The 24,081-nt window shown below is 58.5% G+C and carries 23 protein-coding genes and 1 tRNA gene; 15 read left to right on the top strand and 9 right to left on the bottom strand.

Annotation, left to right across the window (positions count from 1 at the left end; all coding sequences use genetic code 11):
- Positions 1 to 2: 2 nt before the first annotated feature.
- The gene (locus tag O9X91_RS05980) at positions 3 to 1,073 is read right to left on the bottom strand and encodes a GNAT family N-acetyltransferase (protein ID WP_162520570.1); all 1,071 of its coding nucleotides are present in this window, start codon (positions 1,071 to 1,073) and stop codon (positions 3 to 5) included.
- Positions 1,074 to 1,818: 745 nt separating this feature from the next.
- Here O9X91_RS05980 and O9X91_RS05975 point away from each other — a divergent pair.
- The 7 genes from O9X91_RS05975 (at position 1,819) to O9X91_RS05945 (ending at position 9,455) form a co-directional block, all read left to right on the top strand.
- The gene (locus O9X91_RS05975) at positions 1,819 to 2,598 is read left to right on the top strand and encodes an ABC transporter ATP-binding protein (RefSeq protein WP_269834217.1); all 780 of its coding nucleotides are present in this window, start codon (positions 1,819 to 1,821) and stop codon (positions 2,596 to 2,598) included.
- A 42-nt stretch (positions 2,599 to 2,640) separates the two neighbouring features.
- Positions 2,641 to 3,417 carry a transporter substrate-binding domain-containing protein gene (locus tag O9X91_RS05970; RefSeq protein ID WP_137410828.1) on the top strand — a complete coding sequence of 259 codons (777 nt, stop codon included), beginning with the start codon at positions 2,641 to 2,643 and terminating at the stop codon, positions 3,415 to 3,417.
- A gap of 12 nt (positions 3,418 to 3,429) precedes the next feature.
- Positions 3,430 to 4,152 carry an ABC transporter permease gene (locus O9X91_RS05965; protein ID WP_142913662.1) on the top strand — a complete coding sequence of 241 codons (723 nt, stop codon included), beginning with the start codon at positions 3,430 to 3,432 and terminating at the stop codon, positions 4,150 to 4,152.
- 11 nt (positions 4,153 to 4,163) lie between these two features.
- A complete protein-coding gene (locus tag O9X91_RS05960; RefSeq protein WP_142913663.1) occupies positions 4,164 to 4,853 on the top strand; it encodes an ABC transporter permease in 690 nt (229 codons plus the stop codon).
- A 19-nt stretch (positions 4,854 to 4,872) separates the two neighbouring features.
- Positions 4,873 to 5,787, top strand: coding sequence for a homocysteine S-methyltransferase family protein (locus O9X91_RS05955; RefSeq protein WP_269834219.1), 915 nt, complete (start codon positions 4,873 to 4,875; stop codon positions 5,785 to 5,787).
- Positions 5,788 to 5,925: 138 nt separating this feature from the next.
- The gene (locus tag O9X91_RS05950; protein WP_269834220.1) at positions 5,926 to 7,128 is read left to right on the top strand and encodes an MFS transporter; all 1,203 of its coding nucleotides are present in this window, start codon (positions 5,926 to 5,928) and stop codon (positions 7,126 to 7,128) included.
- 380 nt (positions 7,129 to 7,508) lie between these two features.
- A complete protein-coding gene (locus O9X91_RS05945; RefSeq protein WP_269834221.1) occupies positions 7,509 to 9,455 on the top strand; it encodes a methyl-accepting chemotaxis protein in 1,947 nt (648 codons plus the stop codon).
- 231 nt (positions 9,456 to 9,686) lie between these two features.
- Here O9X91_RS05945 and O9X91_RS05940 read toward each other — a convergent pair whose 3' ends face one another.
- Positions 9,687 to 9,827, bottom strand: coding sequence for a hypothetical protein (locus O9X91_RS05940; RefSeq protein ID WP_103036226.1), 141 nt, complete (start codon positions 9,825 to 9,827; stop codon positions 9,687 to 9,689).
- A 459-nt stretch (positions 9,828 to 10,286) separates the two neighbouring features.
- Here O9X91_RS05940 and uppW point away from each other — a divergent pair, with 459 nt between their 5' ends.
- Positions 10,287 to 11,609: a Wzy-type polysaccharide biosynthesis protein UppW gene (gene uppW, locus O9X91_RS05935; RefSeq protein WP_269824461.1), complete on the top strand. Its 1,323-nt coding sequence runs from the start codon at positions 10,287 to 10,289 to the stop codon at positions 11,607 to 11,609.
- A gap of 336 nt (positions 11,610 to 11,945) precedes the next feature.
- Positions 11,946 to 13,136 carry an IS481 family transposase gene (locus O9X91_RS05930; protein WP_269834263.1) on the top strand — a complete coding sequence of 397 codons (1,191 nt, stop codon included), beginning with the start codon at positions 11,946 to 11,948 and terminating at the stop codon, positions 13,134 to 13,136.
- 51 nt (positions 13,137 to 13,187) lie between these two features.
- Here O9X91_RS05930 and O9X91_RS05925 read toward each other — a convergent pair.
- A tRNA-Arg gene (locus O9X91_RS05925) sits at positions 13,188 to 13,264 on the bottom strand.
- 519 nt (positions 13,265 to 13,783) lie between these two features.
- On the opposite strand from O9X91_RS05925, the gene O9X91_RS05920 reads away from it, so the two are divergent.
- Positions 13,784 to 14,290, top strand: coding sequence for a MarR family winged helix-turn-helix transcriptional regulator (locus O9X91_RS05920; RefSeq protein WP_077981479.1), 507 nt, complete (start codon positions 13,784 to 13,786; stop codon positions 14,288 to 14,290).
- Between the two features lie 260 nt (positions 14,291 to 14,550).
- Positions 14,551 to 14,814, top strand: coding sequence for a hypothetical protein (locus O9X91_RS05915; RefSeq protein ID WP_077981480.1), 264 nt, complete (start codon positions 14,551 to 14,553; stop codon positions 14,812 to 14,814).
- Positions 14,815 to 14,869: 55 nt separating this feature from the next.
- Here O9X91_RS05915 and O9X91_RS05910 read toward each other — a convergent pair whose 3' ends face one another.
- Entirely contained in the window at positions 14,870 to 15,346 is a 477-nt protein-coding gene (locus O9X91_RS05910; protein ID WP_191218311.1) for a hypothetical protein, read from the bottom strand.
- A 75-nt stretch (positions 15,347 to 15,421) separates the two neighbouring features.
- Entirely contained in the window at positions 15,422 to 16,426 is a 1,005-nt protein-coding gene (locus O9X91_RS05905) for a LysR family transcriptional regulator (RefSeq protein ID WP_089153201.1), read from the bottom strand.
- A 255-nt stretch (positions 16,427 to 16,681) separates the two neighbouring features.
- On the opposite strand from O9X91_RS05905, the gene chvE reads away from it, so the two are divergent.
- The 4 genes from chvE to araD1 all read left to right on the top strand — a co-directional run bounded on the left by chvE (position 16,682) and on the right by araD1 (position 21,684).
- Positions 16,682 to 17,746, top strand: a complete 1,065-nt coding sequence (chvE, locus tag O9X91_RS05900) for a sugar ABC transporter substrate-binding protein ChvE (RefSeq protein ID WP_077981484.1) — start codon at positions 16,682 to 16,684, stop codon at positions 17,744 to 17,746.
- 90 nt (positions 17,747 to 17,836) lie between these two features.
- Positions 17,837 to 19,375 carry a sugar ABC transporter ATP-binding protein GguA gene (gene gguA / locus O9X91_RS05895; protein WP_077981485.1) on the top strand — a complete coding sequence of 513 codons (1,539 nt, stop codon included), beginning with the start codon at positions 17,837 to 17,839 and terminating at the stop codon, positions 19,373 to 19,375.
- Entirely contained in the window at positions 19,372 to 20,568 is a 1,197-nt protein-coding gene (gguB, locus tag O9X91_RS05890) for a sugar ABC transporter permease GguB (RefSeq protein ID WP_077981486.1), read from the top strand. The genes gguA and gguB overlap by 4 nt, the downstream gene beginning before the upstream one ends.
- A gap of 120 nt (positions 20,569 to 20,688) precedes the next feature.
- Positions 20,689 to 21,684: a 2-keto-3-deoxy-L-arabinonate dehydratase AraD1 gene (gene araD1 / locus O9X91_RS05885; RefSeq protein WP_269833976.1), complete on the top strand. Its 996-nt coding sequence runs from the start codon at positions 20,689 to 20,691 to the stop codon at positions 21,682 to 21,684.
- 97 nt (positions 21,685 to 21,781) lie between these two features.
- Here the strand turns inward: araD1 and O9X91_RS05880 are convergent, their stop codons facing one another.
- The 4 genes from O9X91_RS05880 to O9X91_RS05865 form a co-directional block, all read right to left on the bottom strand.
- The gene (locus tag O9X91_RS05880; RefSeq protein ID WP_269833977.1) at positions 21,782 to 22,417 is read right to left on the bottom strand and encodes a histidine phosphatase family protein; all 636 of its coding nucleotides are present in this window, start codon (positions 22,415 to 22,417) and stop codon (positions 21,782 to 21,784) included.
- An 18-nt stretch (positions 22,418 to 22,435) separates the two neighbouring features.
- Positions 22,436 to 22,852 carry a VOC family protein gene (locus O9X91_RS05875; protein ID WP_269826904.1) on the bottom strand — a complete coding sequence of 139 codons (417 nt, stop codon included), beginning with the start codon at positions 22,850 to 22,852 and terminating at the stop codon, positions 22,436 to 22,438.
- 55 nt (positions 22,853 to 22,907) lie between these two features.
- Positions 22,908 to 23,366 carry a GNAT family N-acetyltransferase gene (locus tag O9X91_RS05870; RefSeq protein ID WP_142911790.1) on the bottom strand — a complete coding sequence of 153 codons (459 nt, stop codon included), beginning with the start codon at positions 23,364 to 23,366 and terminating at the stop codon, positions 22,908 to 22,910.
- 117 nt (positions 23,367 to 23,483) lie between these two features.
- The gene (locus O9X91_RS05865) at positions 23,484 to 24,080 is read right to left on the bottom strand and encodes a class I SAM-dependent methyltransferase (RefSeq protein ID WP_191218307.1); all 597 of its coding nucleotides are present in this window, start codon (positions 24,078 to 24,080) and stop codon (positions 23,484 to 23,486) included.
- Position 24,081 lies beyond the last annotated feature (1 nt).

Raw genomic sequence — 24,081 nt, 5'->3', positions numbered from 1 at the left:
CCTCAATAGTCGGTGATGAGTTTGCTCCAGCTTTCCGAGCACAACCCGCCAATATAGATGTCGCCGCCCAGCGCCTTTTCCCTCAGCGCGTCATCGCGCGTCGCCATGCAGAAATAACCGTCGTGGCGGAAGCTCATGTGGTTCTGGCGGTAAAGCGCGTTGATGAGAAAGGGCTGCGCCATGCCGGTGACATGGGCATAGTTTTCATCATCGAAATGGCGGAACAGGGTGTTGAGTACATCGTTTTCGCAGCCGGCATCGCAGACGAGATTGAGCACATAGGCCGTTCTTCCCCGCTGGCCGAAAAACAGTGCGGCGCCCATGGCGTGACCTTCGGCATTCTCGATCATCACGCTTTTCAGTTCGCCGAGGCTTTCATTGGCCTTGCTCATCTCTATCAGCCAGTGGAACTCTTTTTGAGACCATTCCGGGCGGATGGAAAAACGCTCGATCATCGCGAGCGCGCTGCGTCGGAAGGTTTCGTAATCCACGGTTCTCACCCTGGCACCAGCGGCCTCCTGCGGCCTCAGACCCTTTTTCCACCGCCGCAGGATTCCATCCACAAGTCCAAGCGCGGCGAGCGCCAGCGTGGTTTTGGCCAGTTTCGAGCGGCGCGGCATGCGCAACGCTATGGTGCAGAAGGGCTTGAGCGCCTTGTGCCATTGCAGGCTTTCAATCGGCAGCATGTCGCCGCCGGTCGCCACCCAGTGATCGGCGCTGACAGGAGAAGCCGTATCCGAGAACAACATGTCGTGTTTGGATGCCCGCATGCCGCGGGACAGGCGCGCCGCGCCGAGCGCGCCGCGTTTCCCGTCCGATGCGAAGGCGCAAAGCAGCCGGGCGGTAATCGTTTTTCCATTCGCAACGAAGCGCATGGGCACGGCGAGAATGACGCTGGTGACCCCGTTTTCCCCGGCGTCGTAGACAACGCTGCCGTTTTCCGGGCTGAAGGCGGGACTGCCGAAAAACAGTTTTTCTATATAAGAGCGGAAGTCGAAATTGCGCTCCTGCCCGGTCTTCCTGAAAGCGCTGTTGAGGACGGCTTCGACGGCGGGCACGTCATCCCTGCGCATGGGGCGAACGCCGGAGACACCTGGCTGAACCGGGCGTTGTGGCGACTGACCACTATCGCCGTCGTCCATTTTGGTGTGTATCGGAACGTCCACCGTCGGCCCCCAAGCTTTTGCGCATAGATGAAATCAACCATAGGCAGCGTATATTTTAATGTATTAATATAGATATAAAACCTGCGATCCGCTCGGGTGTGAAATATCGAATTGAAGATAAATCACATTTATATCAACAAGTTGGATTTATAATCCTGCGCTATTCGAGGTTAACAAAATATACTCCCATAAGCAACCGGTGGATGAAATGTGGATCATTTTTTGCGGATGCTTTTTTGGGTGTCGAAGTTTAAATTTTGGAAATGACTGTCTTGATTTTTGTCTCCCGATTTTGATTTCCCGAGGGCAAAGCGTGCGTTCACGGCGCTATCTCCTCGTGCATCGCGGATAACCAAAAAAATCGCATTGGCGGGCCGGCCATTGTGGAGAAAGACGGAGGGGAACCGGACAGGGCCAGGAGCGGGCGTCGCTCCGACATCCCCAGACGCACAGGTTTCCGCTGTTGTTCGTCCAAGGTGATATTTTGAAATGATTTTTCGTTGCAAATATGTAAAAGAGCCGATTGTTGCGCGCGTCTGTTGCTATTTTCGCTAAACATGCGCGGCTCAAGTCTTTGTTATTGTGCACGTCGCACCGCGAGACCCTGGCTATTGGCGAGGCGGCACTAAAAACGGATCGGCAAGGTCAATCGATGACAGATGAAGGCGCCTGTGCGCTCGAGGCGGATGACATCCACAAGAGCTTCGGCACGCATGAAGTTTTGAAGGGCGTTTCGCTGCAGGCCCACAAGGGCGATGTGATCTCCATTATCGGGTCCTCCGGTTCCGGCAAAAGCACCTTTCTGCGCTGTATCAACTTTCTCGAAACGCCGGATCGCGGCCGCGTCATCGTCAATGGCGAGGAAATCGCCACGAGAACCGGTCGTGACGGCAAGGCCGTGCCGAAAAACTGGCGGCAGGTGGAAAAACTGCGCACCGGGCTTGGCATGGTGTTCCAGAATTTCAATCTCTGGGCCCATCGCACCGTTCTCGAAAATGTCATCGAGGCGCCGGTTCACGTTCTGGGCGTCAGGCGGCAGGAGGCGGTCGAAAAAGCCGAGGCTCTGCTGAACAAGGTCGGGCTTTATGACAAGAAAAACGCCTATCCGGCGTTCCTTTCCGGCGGACAGCAGCAGCGCGCCGCCATTGCGCGCGCGCTCTGCATGGAACCGGCGGTGATGCTGTTTGACGAACCCACCTCGGCGCTTGACCCGGAACTGGTGGGCGAAGTGCTGAAGGTCATCCGCGATCTGGCCGAGGAAGGCCGCACCATGCTGCTTGTCACCCACGAAATGCGCTTTGCGCGGGATGTTTCCTCGCAAGTCGTGTTTCTGCATCAGGGTAGGGTGGAGGAAGCGGGGCCGCCGGCGCAGGTGTTCGGCAACCCCACAAGCGCCCGGTGTCGTGAATTCACCGGCGCGCTGGCCAATTGACCCTTTTGCCTGACAGTTCGTATTCAACAGGAGAGACTTTAAATGAAATTCTTCGCTACGCTGCTTGCCGGAACGGCATTTGCGTTTTCCGCCTTCACCGCCAGCGCCGATGTCCGCTTCGGTATCATGAACGAATCCTACCCGCCTTTCTTCGCCAAAGACGCTACCGGCAAGTGGCAGGGCTGGGAAATCGATCTCATGGACGCCGTCTGCGCGGAAATGAAGGAAAAATGCTCGATCGTCGAGCTATCCTGGGATGGCCTGATCCCGGCGCTGCAGACCAAGAAGTTCGACGTCATCTGGTCGTCCATGTCCAACACGGAAGAGCGCCAGAAGGTGATCGATTTCACCGACAAATATTACAACACACCGAGCAAGCTGATCGGCGCCAAGGGTGAAAAGGCGGGTGCGACGGCCGAGGACGTCAAGGGCAAGACCATCGGCATTCAGGTCGCGACCATCCAGTCTGAATATTACAAGAAATATTTCGCTGATGTCGCTGACGAAAAGACCTACCAGACGCTGGACGAGGCGTTTCAGGATCTGGCCGCCGGCCGTATCGACTACGTCTTCGGTGACTCGCTGGTTCTCGATGCCTTCGTGAAGAGCGATGCCGGCAAGGATTGCTGCGCCGACATGGGCAATGTGGCCGACGACAAGCAAATCCTTGGTCTTGGCGTTTCCGGCGGCCTGCGCAAGGACGATACGGAACTGAAGACCAAGCTGAACGCCGCTCTCGCCGCCGTCCGCGCCAGCGGGAAATATGACGAAATCACCAAGAAGTATTTCAGCTTCGATATTTACGGCAGCAAGCCCTGATCGGTCACATCGATGGCAAGCCTTGAAACCACGTTGCAGTTGCTGTCACCCTATCCTCCGGGATGGGGCGGCACCCTTTTGAAGGGTGCGGCGTCGACGCTTGCCATTTCCGCCGGTGCTTACCTCATCGGCATCGTCATCGGGCTTGCCGGCGCACTCGGCAAGCTTTCGGGCAACAGGCCGCTCGGCCTGCTGCTCAATCTCTACACCACGGCCATCCGCGCCGTTCCCGAACTGATCCTCATTGTCGGGCTCTATTATGCCGGGACGGACGGTCTCAACCGGCTGCTGCTGCTCGCCGGCATGCCGCCGCTGGAGGTCAACGGTTTCGTTGCCGCCGTTGCAGTTCTGGGTTTCGTGCAGGGCGCCTATATGACAGAGGTGCTGCGCGGCGCGATCCTTGCCATTCCGAGCGGGCAGATCGAGGCGGCGCGCGCCTTCGGCATGTCGCCGTTCCTGCGTTTCCGCCGCGTGGTCCTGCCGGCCCTGCTGCCGAATGCACTGCCGGGCCTTGCCAATCTCTGGCTTGCGGTGACCAAGGACAGTGCGCTGGTGGCCGTCGTCGGTTATCAGGAACTGGCGCTCGCGACGCGGTTGGCAGGCGCCAGCACCAAGCAATATTTCCTGTTCTTCCTCGCGGCGGCATTTCTCTATCTCGCCATCACGCTCGTCTCCAATCTCGTCTTTTCGCTGCTGGAACGCCGGGTGCGGCGCGGCCAGCCGGCTTTGGCGTAAGGGGGAACGGCATGGATTTTTCCTGGGTCGCCAAATATTGGCCGCTGCTTTTATCCGGTGCCTGGCAGACGCTGGCGCTGCTCGTCATCTCCGTCAGCATCGGCTTCGTGCTCGCCATCGGGCTTGCCTTCGCGCAGGTCAGCGGCGGGCGGGTGACGAAAATTCTGGCGCGGGGCTATTGCACCTTCTTTCGCGGAACGCCGCTGCTCATCCAGCTCTGGCTGCTTTATTACGGCGTCGGCTCGCTTCTGCCGATGGTCCCAGGCCTCCGGCAAAGTTTTATGTGGCCGGTGCTGCGCGAAGGGTTCTTCTTCGCGGCCGTGAGCTTCACGCTGAATTATGCGGCCTATGAGGCGGAGGTGCTGCGCGGTGCGCTGCTGGCGGTGCCGAAAGGCGAGCTGGAGGCGGGTAGGGCTTTCGGTATGGGCCGCTTTACCCTCATTCGCCGCATCTGGCTGCCGCGCGCGATCCGTATCGCGCTGCCGACCATTGCCGGCGAGGTGGTGATGCAACTCAAAGCAACGCCGCTTGCCTTTACAGTCACCGTGATGGACCTCTACGCCGTCGCCTACAAGGTGCGGCAGGATACGCTTCTGGTCTATGAGCCGCTGATCGTCGTCACCGTCTTTTATCTCATTCTCACCGCCATCATCGCCCGCTGTTTCGGCCTTGTCGAACGGCAGGTGCCGGTCCGGCGGTAAACATTCAAGGAGTATCACCATGGGCACTATCCGTATCCTCGACGGCGGCATGAGCCGCGAATTGCAGCGGCTCGGCGCCGAGCTGAAACAGCCGGAATGGTCGGCGCTGGCGCTGATCAATTCCCCCGATATCGTGCGGCAGGTGCATGCGGAGTTCATCAAGGCCGGTGCCGATGTCGTCACCACCAATTCCTATGCGCTGGTGCCCTTCCACATCGGCGAAGAGCGTTTCCAGAAGGATGGCGCCTCGCTGATCGCCCTTTCCGGCAGGCTGGCGCGCGAGGCGGCGAATGCTTCCGGCCGTGATGTGCTGGTGGCCGGGTCGCTGCCGCCGATTTTCGGCTCCTATGAGCCGCAGAATTTCGATGCGGGCCGGGTGCAGGACTATCTCAAGGTGCTGGTCGACAATCTCGCTCCTTCAGTCGATGTCTGGCTCGGCGAGACGCTGAGCCTGATCGCCGAGGGCGAGGCGGTGCGGCAAGCCGTTGCCGCAACGGGTAAGCCGTTCTGGATCTCCTTTACGCTCAACGATGACGCCGCTGCGGTTGCCGGTGGCGAACCCGCGCTACGGTCAGGCGAAACGGTGAAGGCTGCTGCCGAATGGGCGGCGCAATCGGGTGCTGCCGCCCTGCTGTTCAACTGCAGCAAGCCGGAAATCATGAAAGCCGCCGTCGAAACCGCCTCCGCCGTCTTTGCGGACAAGGGTGCTTCGCTCGAGATCGGCGTTTATGCCAATGCCTTTGAAGGCGAACAGGGCGATTCTGCCGCCAATGAAGGCCTGCACGGCACCCGCGCCGACCTGACAGACGATGTCTATTCCCGTTTTGCCTGCTCCTGGGCGGATGCGGGCGCGACCATGATCGGCGGCTGCTGCGGCATCGGTGCAGCCCATATCCACAAGGTGGCAACGGCATTGCGGCGCGCGGCCGCCTGACGCGGTCGGCGGCTTTTAACGCACTATCGGGAATGAATGCGGCGGGCTGAAAGGCCGGCCGCTTTTTTGTCTGCGGCTATTGACCTCAACCATAGTTGAGGAATTATCAGTGCATGGAACACTATCTAAGGACGTTCCATGATCGAGAATTCCAAGGCGTTGAAGCTCACGCTGCTATTCGTTGCCACACTCACCATCATGGCCGGAACCACGGTCGCGCCCTCGTTGCCCGCCATCGAACAGAGCTTCCTGTCGACGCCTGATGTTGAGATCATGAGCCGCATGGTGCTGACATTGCCATCGGTGTTCGTGGCGCTCTGTGCACCGGTCGCCGGCGTGTTGGCGGATCGCTTCGGCCGCAAGCGACTGCTGCTCGGCGCGATCCTGCTTTACAGCTTTTCCGGCATGTCCGGCCTTTTTTCCGAAAGTCTTGTCGGCCTGCTCGTCGGGCGCGCTTTTCTGGGGCTGGCGATCGGCGCCATCATGACGATCGGCACGGCGCTGGTGGGCGATTATTTCGAAGGTTCGGCGCGGGAGCGCTATCTCGGCCTGCAACAGGCCTTTACCCAGATCGGCGGTGTGGTTTTTGTGGTGGCGGGCGGTTTGCTGGCGGATCTGCATTGGCGCGCGCCCTTCGCGGTCTATGCCGTCGCCCTGCTCATTCTGCCGGCAGCCCTGTTCTTTCTGACGGAGCCGGTGAGGAACGATGGCGCTGTCAAGGCCGGAGGCGAACGGGATTTTGCGGTCAACTGGCTGCTGGTGGGCGTGCTGGCGCTGGCGGTGTTTCTCGTCAATGCCCTGTTCTACACCATTCCCTCGCAGCTGCCGTTTTTCCTGCGGGAGCTTGGGGTGTTTTCCGGTAGCATTGCGGGATACGCCATCGGCATTTTCAATTTGGCAGGGGCGCTGGCGGCGCTCAATTTCGGACGATTGCGGGCAAGGGTCACCGTCACCGCCATCATTGCCGTCGGGCTGGTGTCGATGGCGGCGGGTTTTGCGCTGCTTGCCAGGGCCGAAGGGCTGGTTGCCTTGCTGTCATCGCTTGCGGTGGTGGGGTTTGGCCTCGGCCTGGTGATGCCGGGCATCATGTCCACCACCATCTTGCTGGCACCGCTCAGACTGCGCGGGCGTATCGCCGGCATCGTCACCGCCTCGATGTTTCTCGGGCATTTCATCTCGCCGCTGGCAAGCCAGCCATGGATTGCCCGCTTCGGTTTTGCCGCCGCCTATCGCGACATCGCCTCGATATTCGCCGCCATGGCAGGACTTGCCGTCATGGCCGCCATTTTGCAACGATGGACGCTCATGCGAAGGGCGCGACCCTTCACGCCGGGCGACTGACGACCGGTCTTCGACGGGCAAAAAACACGCGGGTTTTGCCCGCCACGGCATGAAGGAATTGTAAAGTTTTTGATTATAATCATTTTACTGTAAAATAAATCGATGGTGACGGCTGAAAGCTCGCATGCTTTCGCTTTTTCCCGGAAATTAGGCCCGGCGTTTCCGCCTGCTGGCGGGTCGCCGCGCCAACGCGGGAAGCGGCCTCCCCGCATTTGAGGGGACGGGCTGCTTTCTGCGGCGCATGCATGATGCAGATGCGACCAGAGCCTATGATGCGGCTAGCGAAGCCTCGATGATCGGGGCGCTTGACGTGCAATGTCAGTCTTGCCGAACACCTCCGGCACGGGGAAGGAGCGGTTTTTAATGACGTGAGGCTTTCCGTGTCTTTTCTTCAAAACGCCAGTATTCGCACCAAAATCCTGTCACTCATTCTCCCGCTCTGCATCGTCGGCCTTGGCGCCACGGCTTACATGTCCACCCATTACAAGCAAGCGGACACGGCTTATTCTTTCTTTATCGCTACTGACAGTGCCGCGCTGGTGGAGCTTTCCCGCGCAAATCGCAATCTGGAGGCGATGGCCTATGGCGCCTATCAGGTCATGGCCTACGATGCGAAGGCTCCCGACTTCAAGATCGTCATGCGGGAATATCAGAGAGACAAGGGAGATTTGATATCGCGCCTGAACAATGTCAAAGCCATTTTCCCGGAAGAGGCCGCGACGGTGGACAGGTTGTTGGGGCAAGTTCAGGGCATTATTGCAATTACCGATAAGGCTGTGGAACTTGGCTCTGCCAACAGCAACCAAGAATCCGCTGCGGAACTGCTAAAGGCCGATGTTGCAATCCGCTCGGTCGGAAGTGATATCGCCGACCTCTTGGACAAGCTTGCCAAGGGTGTCGTCAAGGGAAGCACCCAACTGACGGATCAGACCAATTCGACCATCATGGCCTCGCTGGTGATTGTCGGCATCGCTTTTGCGGTCGGTATCATTCTGGCGCTGTTCGTGGCGTCCCGTGGCATCACCACCCCGATCGCCCGCCTGCGCGAGCGCATGGTATCGCTTGCCGGCGGCGAGACGGCCACGGAGATCGATGGCATGGCGCGTCGGGATGAGGTGGGCCAGATGGCGAAAGCCGTGCAGGTCTTCCGGGAAAACGCTATTGAGCGCATTCGTCTCGAACAGGAAACAGATGCCAATCGCACCCTCTCGGAGAAAGACCGTATCGAGCGGGAACAGCAGAAGGCAAGGGAAGCCGCCGACGTCAAATTCGCCGTCGACAATCTTGCCGCCGGCCTCTCGAAGCTTTCGGAAGGCGATGTTTCCTATCGCATCGGCCAGCCGTTCACCGCGACGCTCGACGCCGTTCGTAACGATTTCAACATGTCCGCTGAAAAGCTGCAGGCGGCGCTGACCAAGGTGGCTCAGAACGCCAGCGGCATCGGCGCGGGTGCGGACGAGATCAAGTCTGCTGCCGACGATCTGGCCAAGCGCACCGAGCAGCAGGCCGCGGCCGTGGAGGAAACCGCCGCCGCTCTGGAAGAAATCACCACGACGGTCAGGGATTCCACCAAGCGCGCGCAGGAGGCGGGCCAGATCGTCAGCCGCGCCAAGGCGGGTGCCGAACAATCCGGCCAGGTGGTGCGCCGCGCCGTGGTCGCCATGGAGCAGATCGCCAAATCCGCCAATGAGATCAGCAACATCATCGGCGTGATCGACGAAATCGCCTTCCAGACCAATTTGCTCGCGCTGAATGCGGGCGTGGAAGCAGCCCGCGCTGGTGAGGCCGGCAAGGGTTTCGCCGTCGTTGCGCAGGAGGTGCGTGAGCTTGCGCAGCGTTCCGCCAGCGCGGCCAAAGAGATCAAGGCGCTGATCACCACCTCGAACGACCAGGTGCAGCAGGGTGTTCAACTGGTGGGCGACACCGGCAAGGCGCTGGCAACGATCGTTTCGGAAGTTCAGGAGATCAACCGGCACGTCGTCTCCATTGTGGAGGCCGCGCAGGAGCAGTCTTCCGGTCTTCAGCAGATCAATACGGCCGTCAACCAGATGGACCAGGACACGCAGAAAAATGCGGCCATGGTGGAAGAAACCAATGCCGCAAGCCACAGCCTCGCCAAGGAAGTGGCGTCGCTCAACCAGCTGCTCTCCCAGTTTCGGCTCGCCGACGGCACCCAGCAGCCGAAAAACCAGCCTGCGCCGGTTCGCAGCGCAGGCGATAACGACAGATATGTGGCATCCCCGGTCCGCGCGCTGGGTCGCAAGATCGCCTCTGCGTTTTCGGGCAATGCCGCCGTCGATACAAAAGGCGACTGGCGGGAGTTCTGAGCGGCGGTCCGTTTCCAGCATGCGTTTCGGCGGGGAGACATCACCGCCGGCGTTCAACGGCGATGCGGCGCAATGGAAAGCCGTTCTGGCGAAATCGATGTCCACCGTGTGAAACGCAATATTTTCGCGACAGCCAGATCATCCGCATCCGCAACCAGCGCCATGGGGGTCGGCGCCGGCTCAAGCGGGAAAACATTCAATTGGTGAAGTCCGAACCCGACCGGCGGACACTCACGGCCCGCTGGGGTCCTTTTCTTTCTTTGCTTGATCGTGATGCCACTTGATGGCGAAGAACATGCCCGTGCCCAGCACGAGAATCTTGAAAGGAAAGAAGACTAAGGGAAACAAATCTACCCAATCCCAATCCATCATTTTCGTATTTCCAGTCTGTTACTTGACACAATCTATCGAGGGTAGGGCTACCTTAAAACCACTGCTTCAACAACGCCATTTTATGCCCTCGTGCAGGGTCTTTTTGACGCAGCCCGGGCCGGATCGTTTCATCCGGAGCTCTTCAATCTTACCCCCGAAACCGCAGGGTCTCGACAAACAGGCTGAAGGCGGCGGATGGATGCCGTCGGCAGGGATAATAGAGGTGATAGCCCGGCAGGTCGGGCGTAAACTTGCCGGGCACCCGCATCGATCGGCCTGCATCCAGATGCGGCCGAACCTGATCGAGCGGCAGATAGGCGAGGCCGTGCACAGGAATTGCTATTCATCCGTGAATTCGGAATAACTAAAAAATAGGTTTTTGGCGGGATACTCATGGTACCGCAATGAAGCATCGGGTACGATGTGGCACGCATGGAAAAAGACAGAGAAGCCCCCCTTATGGCTGCAGCGCACGAAGAACAGGCGCGTGGATATTGGCGGAATACACTGTTTTATGTGACGTTCCTTTATTTCACGGTCGGCTTCTCGCCCTATATTTCGCTTTCTTCGACCTATCAGGGATCCGCCATGGCGGCAGGGTCCAACCTGCTGAACCAGCTTACCGCGATCATTCTGCTTTTCAGTTTCTTGGCGTTCATGGCGAAGGAGCGTTCGTTTTCCCTCGTCTTCTCACCGCGTCTGCTGATGGCGGCGGTTTTCGGCTGGTTTGTTTTCACCTCGCTGATGGGCGAGGCGCCGGCGTTTTCGCTGCGGCGGCTTGCCATGTGCGCCATCATCTGCGTGCTTGCCGGCGGCTTCCTGCAATTGCCGCGCACCGAGCGGCATTTTACCACGCTGCTTGCCGCATGCACCCTGATCATATTGTTCCTGTGCTATTTCGGAATCATCGTGCTGCCCTCACGCTCGATCCATCAGGCCAGCGATGCGCTGGAGCCATTGCTGGCAGGGGACTGGCGCGGGGTTTTCCGCCATAAGAACGAGGCCGCCTCGGTCATGGCGGTTTTGATCATCGTCGGTATTTATCTCTGCAAGCGCTGGTCGTTCATCGGCGGGTTGTCGGTGCTGTTGCTGTCGCTGCTCTTTCTGGTGAAGTCAGGCGGCAAGACCGCGCTCGGCCTGATGCCTATCATCATTGCGACAGGCTGGTTCATCCTGCGCTGGCCCCGTTGGCGCTACCCTGTCGTCACGTTGTTTCTGGCGGTTTTCGCGCTCGTGACCGTCGGCACCACGGTCGATCCCGTCTTTTCGCAGATGCTGACGAAGCTGGGGCTCGATGCCAGCTTTACCGGCAGACGGGATATCTGGACCGTCGCCATCGATTACATCCGTCAAAGCCCGCTGCTCGGATACGGCTATCAGGCCTTCTGGCGCAGCGACGCCCTGATGTCGAGTTTCACCGAGAACAACACCTGGGCGACGACCGCGCCGGATTCGCATAATGGGTATTTCGACCTGCTGCTTGCGGGCGGCGTCCCGGGGTTTGGGCTGGTGCTAATGTGGATTTTCCTGCTGCCGCTTCACTATCTCGGCAAAATGGATGAGGCCACGCGCAATAGCCCCCTGACGCGGCTTTATGTCGGCGTCTGGCTTTATGTCCTGCTCTACGGCTTTCTGGAAACGCTGTTCTTGCTCAGTTCGGGCTTCGTCTGGTTTTTTCTCCTCGTCGCGGTCATGGGCCTGCACCTGCAGGCAAACGCCAGCCTTGCCGAAGACGAGGTGGAGGCGAAACCCGCCCTGACCGGGAGCGATGCGATTATGTAATTAAAAAGCTTGATCTCCAAAAAAGTGAAGAATGTTCTCAATGTCGCCTGGAGCACGGCGGGCTTCGGGCAGATGCGACCCATCGGCTGTGTCGAGCACGAGCTCGTACAGTGAATGTGCGATCAGCGATGTTGCCTGAAGCCCTATGAGGATGTCTGAAATTGCTTGTGCCATGGCCTCAGAAACGTTTGCTTCCAAGCGTATCGAAGAGCAAGCTGCTCAAGGCTTCATGCTTGGTTGCTCGAAAATCAATAAATAGTTGTGTCCGACTTGAGAGATAGGTGACGTTTTGTACCGGAGACATGGGTAACACTTTTCGCTTTGCGGGAGGTGTTGATGCCGTGGAGAGAGACTTCGGTTATGGAAGAACGTCTACGCTTTGTCGCCCGTTTGCTGGAGGGCGAAGGAATGAGCGAGGTGTGCCGGGACTTCGGCATATCGCGCAAGACCGGCTACAAGATATTCTATCGCTACAAGGACGACGGGCTTGAAGCTCTGACGGACCGCTCCCGGCGTCCGGTGCGCTACGCCAACCAACTCCCCGATCCCGTCGAGGCAATGATCGTGCGCCTCAAAAAGGAGAAGCCTCATTGGGGTGCGCGCAAGATCCGCGAACTGCTGGTGAAAAAGCTCGCTGGCGACGTCCGTATTCCGGCGAGCAGCACCGTACATGCGGTGCTCGACCGCCATGGCCTTGTGCGCCAGGCCCGCAAGAGGAACCGGGCAAACAAGGCCATGGGCACCACGCTGTCGCAAGCCGTCAATGCCAACGATCTGTGGTGCGCCGACTTCAAGGGCGAGTTCAAACTTGGGGATGGCCGTTATTGTTACCCTTTGACCGTAACCGATCAGGCATCCCGCTATCTATTGGCTTGCGAAGCCTTCGAATCGACACGAGAGCAAGCCGTGATCGAAGCCTTCCGCCGCCTGTTTGCCGAACATGGCCTGCCTCAGGCGATACGCTCGGACAACGGGCTACCTTTTGCCTCACCAAACGGGCTGTACAATCTGTCGAAGCTGTCGGTTTTCTGGTTGAGGCTTGGGATAGCGATCGAGCGCATCAAACCGGGCCATCCACAGCAGAACGGCCGGCATGAGCGTATGCATCTGACATTGAAGAAGGAGGCAACTCGCCCACCCGAACGTAGCCTTCTCCAGCAACAGGTACGCTTTGATGCATTCGTCAGCGAATTCAATGGCGAGAGGCCGCATGAGGCGATCAGCATGAAAGTGCCTGCTGATCTCTATACCGCCTCTTTGCGCCCCTACCTTGGCCTGCCGGAGATCGATTATCCCTTCCATGATCGAGACATCATCGTCACCAATTGCGGACGCGCCTGCCTCTTTCGCAAGAAGATCAATATATCGACCGTACTGGCCGGACAGAAACTGGGATTAAAGGAGGTGGAAGACGGCATTTGGCTCGTCAGCTTCATGCATTACGATCTAGGATATATCGACCTGGAACAGAGAACGCTGCAAACAATCGACAATCCGTTCGGCACGAGATTGTCACCTATGTCTTAGGTACAAACTGTTACCTATGTCTCCGGTCTGGACACGAGACATTGATTTTAATGGCGCACCCGACAGGATTCGAACCTGTGACCTTTGGAATCGGAATCCAACACTCTATCCAGCTGAGCTACGGGTGCAGCGGTCACGCTTGAATCGCGTGCAGCGGTTGGTTCATACCCCAGCTTTGTTTGCGCATCAATGTCTAAAAATCAGAGTTTTGCGAAACGTTGTCTGTTTTTGGGCGGAACTCGTTGTGGGGCGTGTTTCGCGGCGGCCGCCGCCCTTTGCGCGGTGGCGGGGCGATGCGTCGTTTGACGTATTGTTTTTTGTTGGAACGGGGTTTCTCTTATAAGTAGTATGTTATTGCCGGGTCGAAACGCTGTTTTGCCGCCTTCATGAAGAGGTGCTCGGATGAGGTCAACGCCTTTCAAAAGCGGCTCGGGAAGCGGTTTTATCCCCTCAAAATTGGCGGGTAAATAGTCATACTTATTTTGCTCGCCGCGTGGCGATCTGGTGTCAGGGTTTGCGTCGTCGGCGATTAACTGTCAAATTATTATACAATATTAGTATCATCTACATTTATTTGGGATACAGTTTCGCGACGTTGTCGGTTATGATTTCGGCAAGGTAAAGGAACGAATCAGGCGGGGGATCGGATGGCTTTGCGATTGGCACACAGCAACGGGCCGCGGACGGAAAAGGCCGAAAACGGCAGCGCGGAAGCGGCGCATATCACGGCTATCGACTATGGGTTGCTGACGACTGCGATCAGCTATCATTTGCGGCACTCGCAACTTGCCGTGGCAAACGGTTTTGCCGATGTGCTGGCGGAGCAGGGATTGCGGCCGGCCGATTTTTCCGTTCTCGTCATCGTCGGCGGCAATCCGGGTCTCAAGCAGAGCGATGTGGCCGAAGCGCTCGGCATACAGCGCGCCAATTTCGTCGCCATCGTCGACAGCATGGAAGAGAAGGGATTACTCGTCCGCCGCAAATCGGAAGAGGACAGGCGCGTTCACTTCCTCGACATGACGGAGGAGGGCAGCAACCTTCTCGACCGGCTTTCCAACACCTGGCGGGATCGTGAGGACAAGCTGATCGACAGGATCGGCGGCAAGAAGGCCCGCGATCAGCTTCTGGCGCTGCTCGGACGCCTGCGCGACTGACATTCGAAGAGAGCGATGGGTCACAATGGCGCAGGCAGCCGCAAGGTGCGGCCTGGTTTGCAGATATTCCTGTCTTCCCATGTCTGCGGCGCCGGTGACGATCTTGCTGCGCTGGTCTTTCACGCGAGCCTGATCGGCGGCGGGGCTGAATTGCGTTGCAATTTTCCTGTGAAACCGCCAAGACGCGTAAGCATCTTCACGCCGTTGGGCGTGGAACCGCAATCATGCGATCGACTGGAGAGGCCCGGGACGGGAACGCCATGCTGAATATCGATACGAGTCATCCGCTTTATCGTCCCTTGTGGGTCCGGTTGCTCATCGTCGGCTTTTGCGCCGCATGGGCCGTCATCGAATTCGTCAATCGCGAGTTTTTCTGGGGAACCATCGTTGCCGGCATCGGGGCCTATGCGGCCTATGAATTGTTGCTGAAGTTCAAACCCGCTAGCGATGCCGCCAAAAGCGGGGACGGCACGAATGAGCACGCCGCCGAAAGCGCGCCCGCCGACAAGAACGATGCGGGCTGAAGCGCCTTCTATCTTTCGTTTGAGGTATCTTGCAGGATAAGGCCGTCCGTCACTTTTACCGGAAATGCTCCCGCGCCCGCAGCATCCTTATCGCCTGGTCGATCAGGAGATTGGCAGCCGTCATGCGCAGCGTCGCATTGTGCCGGAACTGCGGTTTCACCCGGTCGGGATGATTGAGGCGGGCAAAGGCGCGACGCTTCTCCGCAAGCGTTGCGGCCGTGTCCGCGTCGTGGATCGCCAGTTCCACCGAAACATCGGCAAGCGACGTCTTTTCGAGATGAGCCGGCATCGGTTCCGGTTCGGGTTCCTGCTCCGGTTCCGGCGGCGGCGCGGGGTCGGCCAGGAAGGCGAGATAGGCATCGAGATTACCGTTCGCGGGCGGTGGCGCTTCTATCTGGGTATCGACAACGAACCCCGAGCTGAAACCGGCAATACGGTGGCCGGCGGGCGGTGAAGGCTCCGCGCCTTGTTCTTCCTCCTCCTGTTTCAGTCTTTCGACGACCGATTGGAAAACGGATTGTCCGAAGAGCATGCGGCTGTTCCCTGCGCCGGCCTCAATGATCCGGCCTTCATAGGGGATGAAGGTGGAGTCGGGCTTGCCATCTCGTCATGTGGTGGTCAGTTTGCGGCTTTCATCCAGAACCAGATCGTAAAGCAGGCGGGCGCTGGGCGGCAAAACACGGCCCTTGGTGGTGATGATGCTGTAGGGCTTAACAACGAGCTCGAAATCCGTCGGCAATATTCGGGTTCGGCCGATATCCGCCTGCTGGCCGGTAACGAATTCGGCCATGTCCTGGGCAATCGGGGCGATGGCGTCCGTGTTGCAGACAAGCGCAAGGGTGAGCACCACGGATGGCGTGTTGATGACGTTGCGCGGCATGGCGACGCCGTGGGTAAGGAACACATCTTCCATGGTTCTGCGTAAAAGCGCGCCGGGCGGCTGGAAGACCCAGTCGTAGCCGGAAAGGTCTTGCAAGGTCACGGGCGCGCCCTGAAGCAGCGGGTGACCTTCGCGCACCACCAGACAGGCGCGTTCTATGCCGATTTCATGGATGGAAAAGAGGCCGGGATCGAAATCGTCGGGAATGCGGCCGATGATGAAATCGTGGCGGGCCGCCAGCAGTTCGCGGGCCAGCACGTTGCTGCTTTCCACCTGCACGTTGATTTCGATGCCGGGATAGGTGTCCATGGCGCGCCTTATGGCGGGAACGACGAGGCTGATCGCCGGTGCAGTGACGGCGCCGATATAGACCGAGCCGCCGCTGCCGGATTTCATCTGGTTCAGTTCGCGGCTCGCCTCGCGCAGCTCCAGCAATATGGTGCGCGCCCGGCGCGCCAGCGCCTCGCCGAATTTCGTCAACACCACGCCGCGCGACGCCCGCTGACAGAGGGGTGATTTGACGATCGCCTCCATTTCCGAAAGCATGCGCGAGGCTGCAGGCTGCGTCATGTTCATGGCCGCGGCGGCCGCGCTCACCTGTCCGTGTTCCTCGATCATGACCAGCATGCGCAGGTGGCTCATCTTCAATCCGGCCCGCAGCAAGGGGTTGTCTTCAAAGACGAAAAGGGCCTCTGTTGTTTGCGCTTGCTCATACACTTTTAGGTTGTTCATTCGTCGTTTTATACCCCTCATCGGTTTTTGTATCGATTTAATATATCATAATTGATATATGGAAACTGATTTATTCTATTTGACAGTTATATGGATTCAGAACAATTTGCGGAATGCCGGGGAGGAGCGGCAGCTGTTCCATTTCGCAATTGCGAAATCGGAGTGAGCGCGATGCGGCTTCTTCCTCTGACGGCATGAATTTCATGGTGCACCGCAGCATGCGGGCTCCAGAGAAGGGCTCAAGGGAGAGAGTTTATGAAGTCCATTATTTCGCTGATGGCGGCTTGTGCCATCGGTGCTGCTTCTTTCGCAGCGCCGGCTTTCGCGCAGGACAAGGGTTCCGTTGGTATCGCCATGCCGACCAAGTCGTCCGCACGCTGGATCGACGACGGCAACAACATCGTAAAGCAGCTGCAGGAAGCCGGTTACACGACCGATCTGCAATATGCCGATGACGATATTCCGAACCAGCTTTCCCAGATCGAAAACATGGTCACCAAGGGCGTCAAGGTCCTCGTGATCGCATCGATCGACGGCACGACGCTGTCGGACGTCCTCAAGCAGGCCGGCGAGCAGGGCATCAAGGTCATCGCTTATGACCGCCTTATCCGCAACAGCGGCGACGTCAGCTACTACGCGACCTTCGACAACTTCCAGGTCGGCGTTCTGCAGGCGACTTCGATCGTCGACAAGCTCGGTCTGAAGGACGGCAAGGGTCCGTTCAACATCGAACTCTTCGGCGGCTCTCCGGACGACAACAACGCCTTCTTCTTCTATGACGGCGCGATGTCGGTTCTCCAGCCATACATCGACAGCGGCAAGCTTGTCGTGAAGTCCGGCCAGATGGGCATGGACAAGGTCGGTACGTTGCGCTGGGACCCGGCGACGGCCCAGGCCCGCATGGACAACCTGCTTTCGGCTTATTACACCGACGCCAAGGTTGACGCCGTCCTGTCGCCTTACGACGGTCTTTCCATCGGCATCATCTCCTCGCTGAAGGGCGTTGGTTATGGCACGAAGGACCAGCCGCTGCCGGTCGTTTCCGGTCAGGACGCTGAAGTTCCTTCCGTCAAGTCGATCATTGCCGGCGAACAGTATTCCACTATCTTCAAGGACACCCGCGAACTCGCCAAGGTGACCGTGAACATGGTCAACGCTGTCATGGAAGGCAAGGAGCCTGAGGTAAACGACACCAAGACCTATGAAAATGGCGTCAAGGTTGTTCCGTCCTACCTGCTGAAGCCGGTGGCCGTGACCAAGGAGAACTACAAGCAGGTTCTCGTCGATGGTGGTTATTACACCGAAGATCAGCTGAAATAAGCTCGACACACATGCGGGGATGGCTTGGCGTCATCCCCGTTTTTCCATAAAAATAAAAACGCCTGAATTAATCGGGCGCTGGATTGCGATATGGCCAATACCATTCTCGAAATGCGGAACATCACCAAGACGTTTCCGGGCGTGAAAGCGCTTGAGAACGTCAACCTCAAGGTTAAAGAGGGTGAGATCCACGCACTCGTCGGTGAGAACGGCGCAGGGAAGTCGACCTTGATGAAGGTCCTTTCCGGTGTTTACCCCGCCGGTACCTATGAGGGCGAAATCCACTATGAAGGCGCAGTGCGAAACTTTCGCGCCATCAACGACAGCGAAGATATTGGTATCATCATCATTCACCAGGAGCTGGCGCTCGTACCGCTCCTGTCGATTGCAGAAAACATCTTCCTCGGCAACGAAGTCGCCACGAATGGCGTCATCAGCTGGCAGCAGACCTTCAACCGCACCCGCGAACTTTTAAAGAAGGTGGGCCTGAAGGAATCGCCGGAGACGCTGATCACCGATATCGGCGTCGGCAAGCAGCAGCTGGTCGAAATCGCCAAGGCGCTGTCGAAGAGCGTGAAGCTGCTTATCCTCGACGAGCCGACGGCGTCGCTCAACGAAAGCGATTCCGAGGCGCTGCTGAACCTGTTGATGGAATTCCGCAAGCAGGGCATGACCTCGATCATCATCACCCACAAGCTCAACGAAGTGCGCAAGGTGGCCGACCAGATCACCGTGCTGCGCGACGGTATGACGGTGAAGACACTCGACTGCCACCAGGAAGAAATCAGCGAGGATGTCATCATCCGCAACATGGTGGGGCGCGATCTCGAAGATCGTTATCCGCCGCGCGACGTGCCGATCGGCGAGACCATTTTCGAAGTTAAGAACTGGAACGCCTATCACCAGCAGCACCGCGACCGCCAGGTTCTGCATGATATCAACGTGACCGTGCGCAAGGGAGAAGTCGTTGGCATAGCCGGTTTGATGGGTGCCGGGCGCACCGAATTCGCCATGAGCGTGTTCGGCAAGTCCTATGGTCACAAGATCAGTGGCGAGGTGCTGATCGACGGCAAGCCCGTTGACGTCAGCACCGTGCGCAAGGCGATCGATGCCGGTCTTGCCTATGTGACGGAAGACCGCAAGCATCTCGGTCTCGTGCTCAACGACAACATCCTGCACAATACCACGCTTGCCAATCTGGCCGGTGTGTCGAATGCAAGCATCATCGACGACATCAAGGAAATGAAGGTGGCGAGCGATTTTCGCACGCGTCTTCGCATCCGGTCTTCAGGCATTTTCCAGGAAACGGTCAATCTTTCGGGCGGCAACCAGCAGAAGGTCGTGCTCTCCAAGTGGCTGTTCTCCGATCCCGATGTCCTGATCCTCGATGAACCGACCCGCGGTATCGATGTCGGCGCGAAATACGAAATTTACACCATCATCAACCAGCTCGCTGCCGACGGCAAAGGCGTTCTGATGATCTCATCGGAAATGCCCGAACTGCTCGGCAATTGCGACCGCATCTACGTCATGAACGAAGGCCGCATCGTCGCTGAATTGCCGAAGGGAGAGGCGAGCCAGGAAAGCATCATGCGCGCTATCATGCGCTCAGGGGAGAAGAACTCATGAGTTCGGCAAACACAACAAACGAAGAAAGTAACGTCGTCTCGGTCACGTCCTATATTCGCTCCAATATCCGCGAATACGGCATGCTGATCGCGCTCGTCGCCATCATGGTTTTCTTCCAGTTCTACACCGGCGGCATCCTGTTCCGCCCTGTGAACCTGACCAACCTCATCCTGCAGAACTCGTTCATCGTCATCATGGCGCTGGGCATGCTGCTCGTCATCGTGGCGGGGCATATCGACCTTTCGGTCGGCTCCATCGTCGCCTTTGTCGGCGCGATAGCCGCCATATTGACCGTGCAATGGGGTATGAACCCGTTTCTGGCGGCGCTGATTTGTCTTGTCATCGGCGGCATCATCGGTGCTGCCCAGGGTTACTGGATCGCCTATCACCGTATTCCGTCGTTCATCGTGACGCTGGCGGGCATGCTGGTGTTTCGCGGCCTGACGCTGTTTGTGCTTGGCGGCAAGAATATCGGCCCGTTCCCTGCCGATTTCCAGATCATCAGCACCGGCTTCCTGCCTGACATCGGCGGCATTGAAGGTCTCAACACCACCTCGATGATCCTGACGATACTGATTACGGTCGTCATGTTCTATCTCGCATGGCGTCGCCGCGTGGTGAACGTGAAGCACGGCATCAATGTCGAGCCTTTCGGTTTCTTCATCGCCGAGAACCTTTTGATTGCGGCCGCGATCCTGTTCCTCGGCTACCAGCTTTCCACCTATCGCGGCCTGCCGAACGTGCTGATCGTGATGCTGGTTCTGATCGCGCTTTATAGCTTCGTAACACGTCGCACCACCATCGGTCGCCGCGTCTACGCCATGGGCGGCAATGAGAAGGCGACCAAGCTTTCGGGTATCAACACCGAACGCCTGAGCTTCCTCACCTTCGTCAACATGGGCGTGCTGGCGGGTCTTGCCGGCATGATCATCGCGACCCGCCTCAATTCGGCGACGCCGAAGGCCGGCGTGGGCTTCGAGCTTGACGTCATCGCGGCCTGCTTCATCGGCGGCGCTTCGGCATCCGGCGGCGTTGGCAAGATCACCGGTGCAGTCATCGGCGCCTTCATCATGGGTGTCATGAACAACGGCATGTCGATCGTCGGCCTCGGCATCGACTTCCAGCAGATGGTCAAGGGCCTCGTGCTGCTCGCCGCCGTGTTCTTCGACGTCTACAACAAGAACAAGGGCTGATCGGCCCAACCCCTATCGCAGTCAAAAAAGTGGCCGGTTTCCGGCCACTTTCATAAGATGCAGGCGCAAGGCGCCGCTTAGAAGAGATAAAGGCGCCTAGCGCCGGAGGAAGGAAATCCCGTGCTCATTTCACAGATCAAAGATGCCAGCGGCAACATCACCGTAGCGGTTCGCGAAGAAGGCGGGCAGGCGCACGCCGTCAAGGGTGCGGCGTCGGTTTACGCGCTTGCCATGGAAGCCGCCAATGGCGGCAAGAGCCTTGCCGACGTCATTTCCGCCCATGGTCTCGGCGATGCCGTCGATCTTGAAAAGGCTTATGCCGAAGGTCGTTTCCTGCCGCCGATCACCCATCCCGATCCGGCGCATCTGCATCTGACCGGCACCGGCCTTACCCATCTAGGGTCGGCCGCGACCCGCGACAGCATGCACAAGAAGACCACGGAAGCGGCTGAAGAAAGCCTGACGGACTCCATGAAGATGTTCCGCATGGGTCTGGAAAACGGCAAGCCCAAGGCTGGCGAAAAGGGCGTTCAGCCCGAGTGGTTCTATAAGGGCAACGGCGATGTGGCGGCAGCACCGGGTGCGGCGCTCACCTCTCCATCCTTCGCGCTCGATGGTGGCGAAGAGCCTGAAATGGCCGGCATCTACGTGATTTCCGACAAGGGTGAAGCGGTGCGCATCGGTTTTGCCGTGTCGAACGAGTTTTCCGATCACGTTACCGAGCGGATCAACTATCTGTACCTCGCCCATTCCAAGCTGCGTCCGGCAAGCTTCGGCCCGGAAATCCGCGTCGGCGCCCCGCCGTCGGATATTCGCGGCACTTCGCGCATCCGTCGCGGCGACAAGGTCATCTTCGAAAAGCCCTTCGTTTCGGGTGAGGACAACATGTCCCATACCTTCGCGAACCTCGAATATCACCACTTCAAATACGGCCTGTTCCGCGCCCCCGGTGACGTTCATGTGCATATGTTCGGCACCGCGACGCTCTCCTTCGCAGACGGCATCAAACCGGAAGCGGGCGACGTCTTCGAAATCGAAGCCGCCGGTTTCGGCCTGCCTCTGAAGAATCCGCTGGCCGTTGACGCGGAAGAAGAGATCAGCGTTCGGCAGATATGATCTGCAGGCCATCTTTGCGAATGATGGGGGGAGCTATTGCTCCCTCCATTCGTCCACACAAGGCCGGAATGACGCAAGTCATATTGTCTGCGTCAGGTTACCGTGGGGCAAAATCCTCCAGATGCGAAACGTCCGCCAATGAAACAACGGCGCGGTTCTGCCAGTAATCGTCTTCCTTCAAATGCGTGATGCTTCCGGGGCGCGCCGGAAAGCTGACATAACCGGCGCTGTCGATCGGCATCTTGATCCATGCCGCGATGACGAATGTTAGAGCGAAGCCATGGGTCACGATGATCTGCGTGGCGCATGGCCGCGCGATGATCATGTTTACGGTCCGATATACCCTTTCGGCGAATTCGCGCCGGGTCTCGCCATCGGCTATGCCGCCGCGGTGATCCAGACGATTATGGTGCGGTGCCGGGATTTGGCGGTCGTCCAGCCATTGCTGCGGCATACCCTCGGCTTCGCCGTAGCTCATTTCCCGCAAGTCCCGCGTGAGCTCGATCGGCTGACCAAAGCCTTCGGCGATGATCTCGGCCGTCTGTGAGGCCCGAAGCAGGTCGGAGCTGAAGATTTCCACGGGCTCGCCGCCAACCAGCGTCGCCAGCCTGGCGGCCGCCGCTGCCGCACCGGCTCTGCCGAGCGGCGTCAGTTCGGTATCATACCAGCCGCCAACCTTGTTTTCGATGTGGTGAAAGGATTGCGGGTGCGTCACCACAAAAATGTTCTTCACGATTGTCTCCTGTTGTCGTCAGGCCTGTTCAATTCCCCATAGCTTGCCTTCGCCAACTTCCACGGAGTTGCCCGCAGGGTCGCGGATATAAACGGAATAGCTGTCATTCGGCCAGCGGTGGTAATGTTCGATGGGGATTCCGAATGCTTCAAAACGCGTCTTCCAGGCTTCCACGTCCTGTTTGTCTTTCGCATAAAAGCAGAAGTGGCCTTCGCCTACCGCGCCATGGCGGGGAATGGGATTTTCTGGATCAGCCTTGCGCGACTTCTCGGGATCGAAAACCAGCAACATCTGCTGCCCACATCTGAAAAACACAAATTGCCCGGGCAGTTTGCGGACGATCTCCAGCTCGAAGACATCCCGGTAAAAGGCTTCGGCGGCATCGAGATCGTCCACATAAATTGCGGTTTCCATGATGGCTGCTGGCGGTCGCATGGTCCCTCCGATGGTTCAGACGCGGTGGCGAATGATGGGCAAATAGCAGGCGGCGTCACGTCTTGTAGGTCAGCACCGTCAGATCGTGTTTGCCGACGCCACGTTCCAGAACGGTCCAGCCGCAGTTGACATAATAGTCTTCGAGTCCCCGCTGGCAGCAGAGATAGCTGGTGTCGTGGCCAAGTTCGGCCGCCCTTTGCGTCGCGGCCTGCAACAAGGCTCGCGCCACGCCCGAGCGCCGACGGTCTTCTTCCACCCACAGGGCTGCGACCCAGGGCAGATATTGCGGACGCTCTTCCAGGTCGCAATGAATGAGGAAGGAGGAGCCGACATAATCGCCGCCGTCATGGGCGACAAAGCCGGTGGGCAGCGCATGGGGGTTGGTCATGTCCTTCAGGTGCTCGGCGACGTCGCCCACCTGAAGGCCGCTATCCTGCCACCAGGCCGTCCAGACCCTTTCTGCTATGATGGGTCCATGCGACTGGCAGTCGCGATAGTCGGAAATGCTGTACAATGCCGTCTCCCGGCCGACTTTCCTCCCGTGGGTGGAAGCCGGATCATGCTTTCAAATCGATGCGGGGATTAAACCGGGTGGGACGGCGTTTCGCAACCGCCAACTTGTCGCGTCGGATCAGAGTTTCGTTGCCGTCACATGCAGCCATGCGGTCGGGAGCTGGTCGTAACCGCTGCCCTGCCTTGCCTCGATCTCCACCATCGCCCAGCCAAACTGGCCGTAAACGTCTTCAAGCCAGGGCTTCGAAGGGTAATTGTAATAACGGCCGAACATGTCGCGGCCTTCCGCTTCTCCCGCCTTGAAGCTGGCGTAAAAAACGCCGCCCCGTTTCAGCGCGATGTGGATGCGACCGATAATGCCCGGCAGGGCAGGGCGGGGCACATGCAGCAGGCAGGCATTGGCCCAGACGCCGTCATATCGCTCACGCTCGTCGATATCCTCGAACAGCAATGTCCGGACAGGAATGCCGAGCCGGGCCTGCGCCGCTTTGGCGATTTCAGGTGTTCCATCGGTGGGGTGGACATCGTAACCGGCGGCCAGCATGAATTCGCTGTCCTGCCCGCCGCCGCATCCCAGTTCGAGAATGCTTGCACCCTCGTGAAGCCGCGCCAGGAATGTTTCCAGATGCGGGCGATCTGCCGCCTGCCCGCGCGAGGTATAGGCTGCGGCGTTACCCGTATAAAAGCCGATTGTATCGTCGTCCTTGGCAACCATG

Origin of the sequence: Agrobacterium salinitolerans, assembly GCF_027498475.1 — a bacterium.
Classification (GTDB): Bacteria; Pseudomonadota; Alphaproteobacteria; order Rhizobiales; family Rhizobiaceae; genus Agrobacterium; species Agrobacterium salinitolerans.
The sequence above is the reverse complement of the archived record's forward strand: the minus strand, read 5'-3'. Positions and strand labels throughout refer to the sequence as shown.

Excerpts from the sequence above, each read along its gene's own strand:
- O9X91_RS05930 (WP_269834263.1), top strand. The coding sequence starts at position 11,946 with ATGCCGTGGAGAGAGACTTCGGTTATGGAAGAACGTCTACGCTTTGTC.
- O9X91_RS05980 (WP_162520570.1), bottom strand. The coding sequence starts at position 1,073 with ATGCGCAGGGATGACGTGCCCGCCGTCGAAGCCGTCCTCAACAGCGCT.
- O9X91_RS05910 (WP_191218311.1), bottom strand. The coding sequence starts at position 15,346 with ATGCTCTTCGGACAATCCGTTTTCCAATCGGTCGTCGAAAGACTGAAA.
- uppW (WP_269824461.1), top strand. The coding sequence starts at position 10,287 with ATGGCTGCAGCGCACGAAGAACAGGCGCGTGGATATTGGCGGAATACA.
- O9X91_RS05960 (WP_142913663.1), top strand. The coding sequence starts at position 4,164 with ATGGATTTTTCCTGGGTCGCCAAATATTGGCCGCTGCTTTTATCCGGT.
- O9X91_RS05905 (WP_089153201.1), bottom strand. The coding sequence starts at position 16,426 with ATGAACAACCTAAAAGTGTATGAGCAAGCGCAAACAACAGAGGCCCTT.
- O9X91_RS05875 (WP_269826904.1), bottom strand. The coding sequence starts at position 22,852 with ATGCGACCGCCAGCAGCCATCATGGAAACCGCAATTTATGTGGACGAT.
- O9X91_RS05970 (WP_137410828.1), top strand. The coding sequence starts at position 2,641 with ATGAAATTCTTCGCTACGCTGCTTGCCGGAACGGCATTTGCGTTTTCC.
- chvE (WP_077981484.1), top strand. The coding sequence starts at position 16,682 with ATGAAGTCCATTATTTCGCTGATGGCGGCTTGTGCCATCGGTGCTGCT.
- O9X91_RS05940 (WP_103036226.1), bottom strand. The coding sequence starts at position 9,827 with ATGATGGATTGGGATTGGGTAGATTTGTTTCCCTTAGTCTTCTTTCCT.
- O9X91_RS05920 (WP_077981479.1), top strand. The coding sequence starts at position 13,784 with ATGGCTTTGCGATTGGCACACAGCAACGGGCCGCGGACGGAAAAGGCC.
- O9X91_RS05965 (WP_142913662.1), top strand. The coding sequence starts at position 3,430 with ATGGCAAGCCTTGAAACCACGTTGCAGTTGCTGTCACCCTATCCTCCG.
- O9X91_RS05975 (WP_269834217.1), top strand. The coding sequence starts at position 1,819 with ATGACAGATGAAGGCGCCTGTGCGCTCGAGGCGGATGACATCCACAAG.
- O9X91_RS05955 (WP_269834219.1), top strand. The coding sequence starts at position 4,873 with ATGGGCACTATCCGTATCCTCGACGGCGGCATGAGCCGCGAATTGCAG.
- gguB (WP_077981486.1), top strand. The coding sequence starts at position 19,372 with ATGAGTTCGGCAAACACAACAAACGAAGAAAGTAACGTCGTCTCGGTC.
- O9X91_RS05950 (WP_269834220.1), top strand. The coding sequence starts at position 5,926 with ATGATCGAGAATTCCAAGGCGTTGAAGCTCACGCTGCTATTCGTTGCC.
- O9X91_RS05865 (WP_191218307.1), bottom strand. The coding sequence starts at position 24,080 with ATGGTTGCCAAGGACGACGATACAATCGGCTTTTATACGGGTAACGCC.
- O9X91_RS05915 (WP_077981480.1), top strand. The coding sequence starts at position 14,551 with ATGCTGAATATCGATACGAGTCATCCGCTTTATCGTCCCTTGTGGGTC.
- gguA (WP_077981485.1), top strand. The coding sequence starts at position 17,837 with ATGGCCAATACCATTCTCGAAATGCGGAACATCACCAAGACGTTTCCG.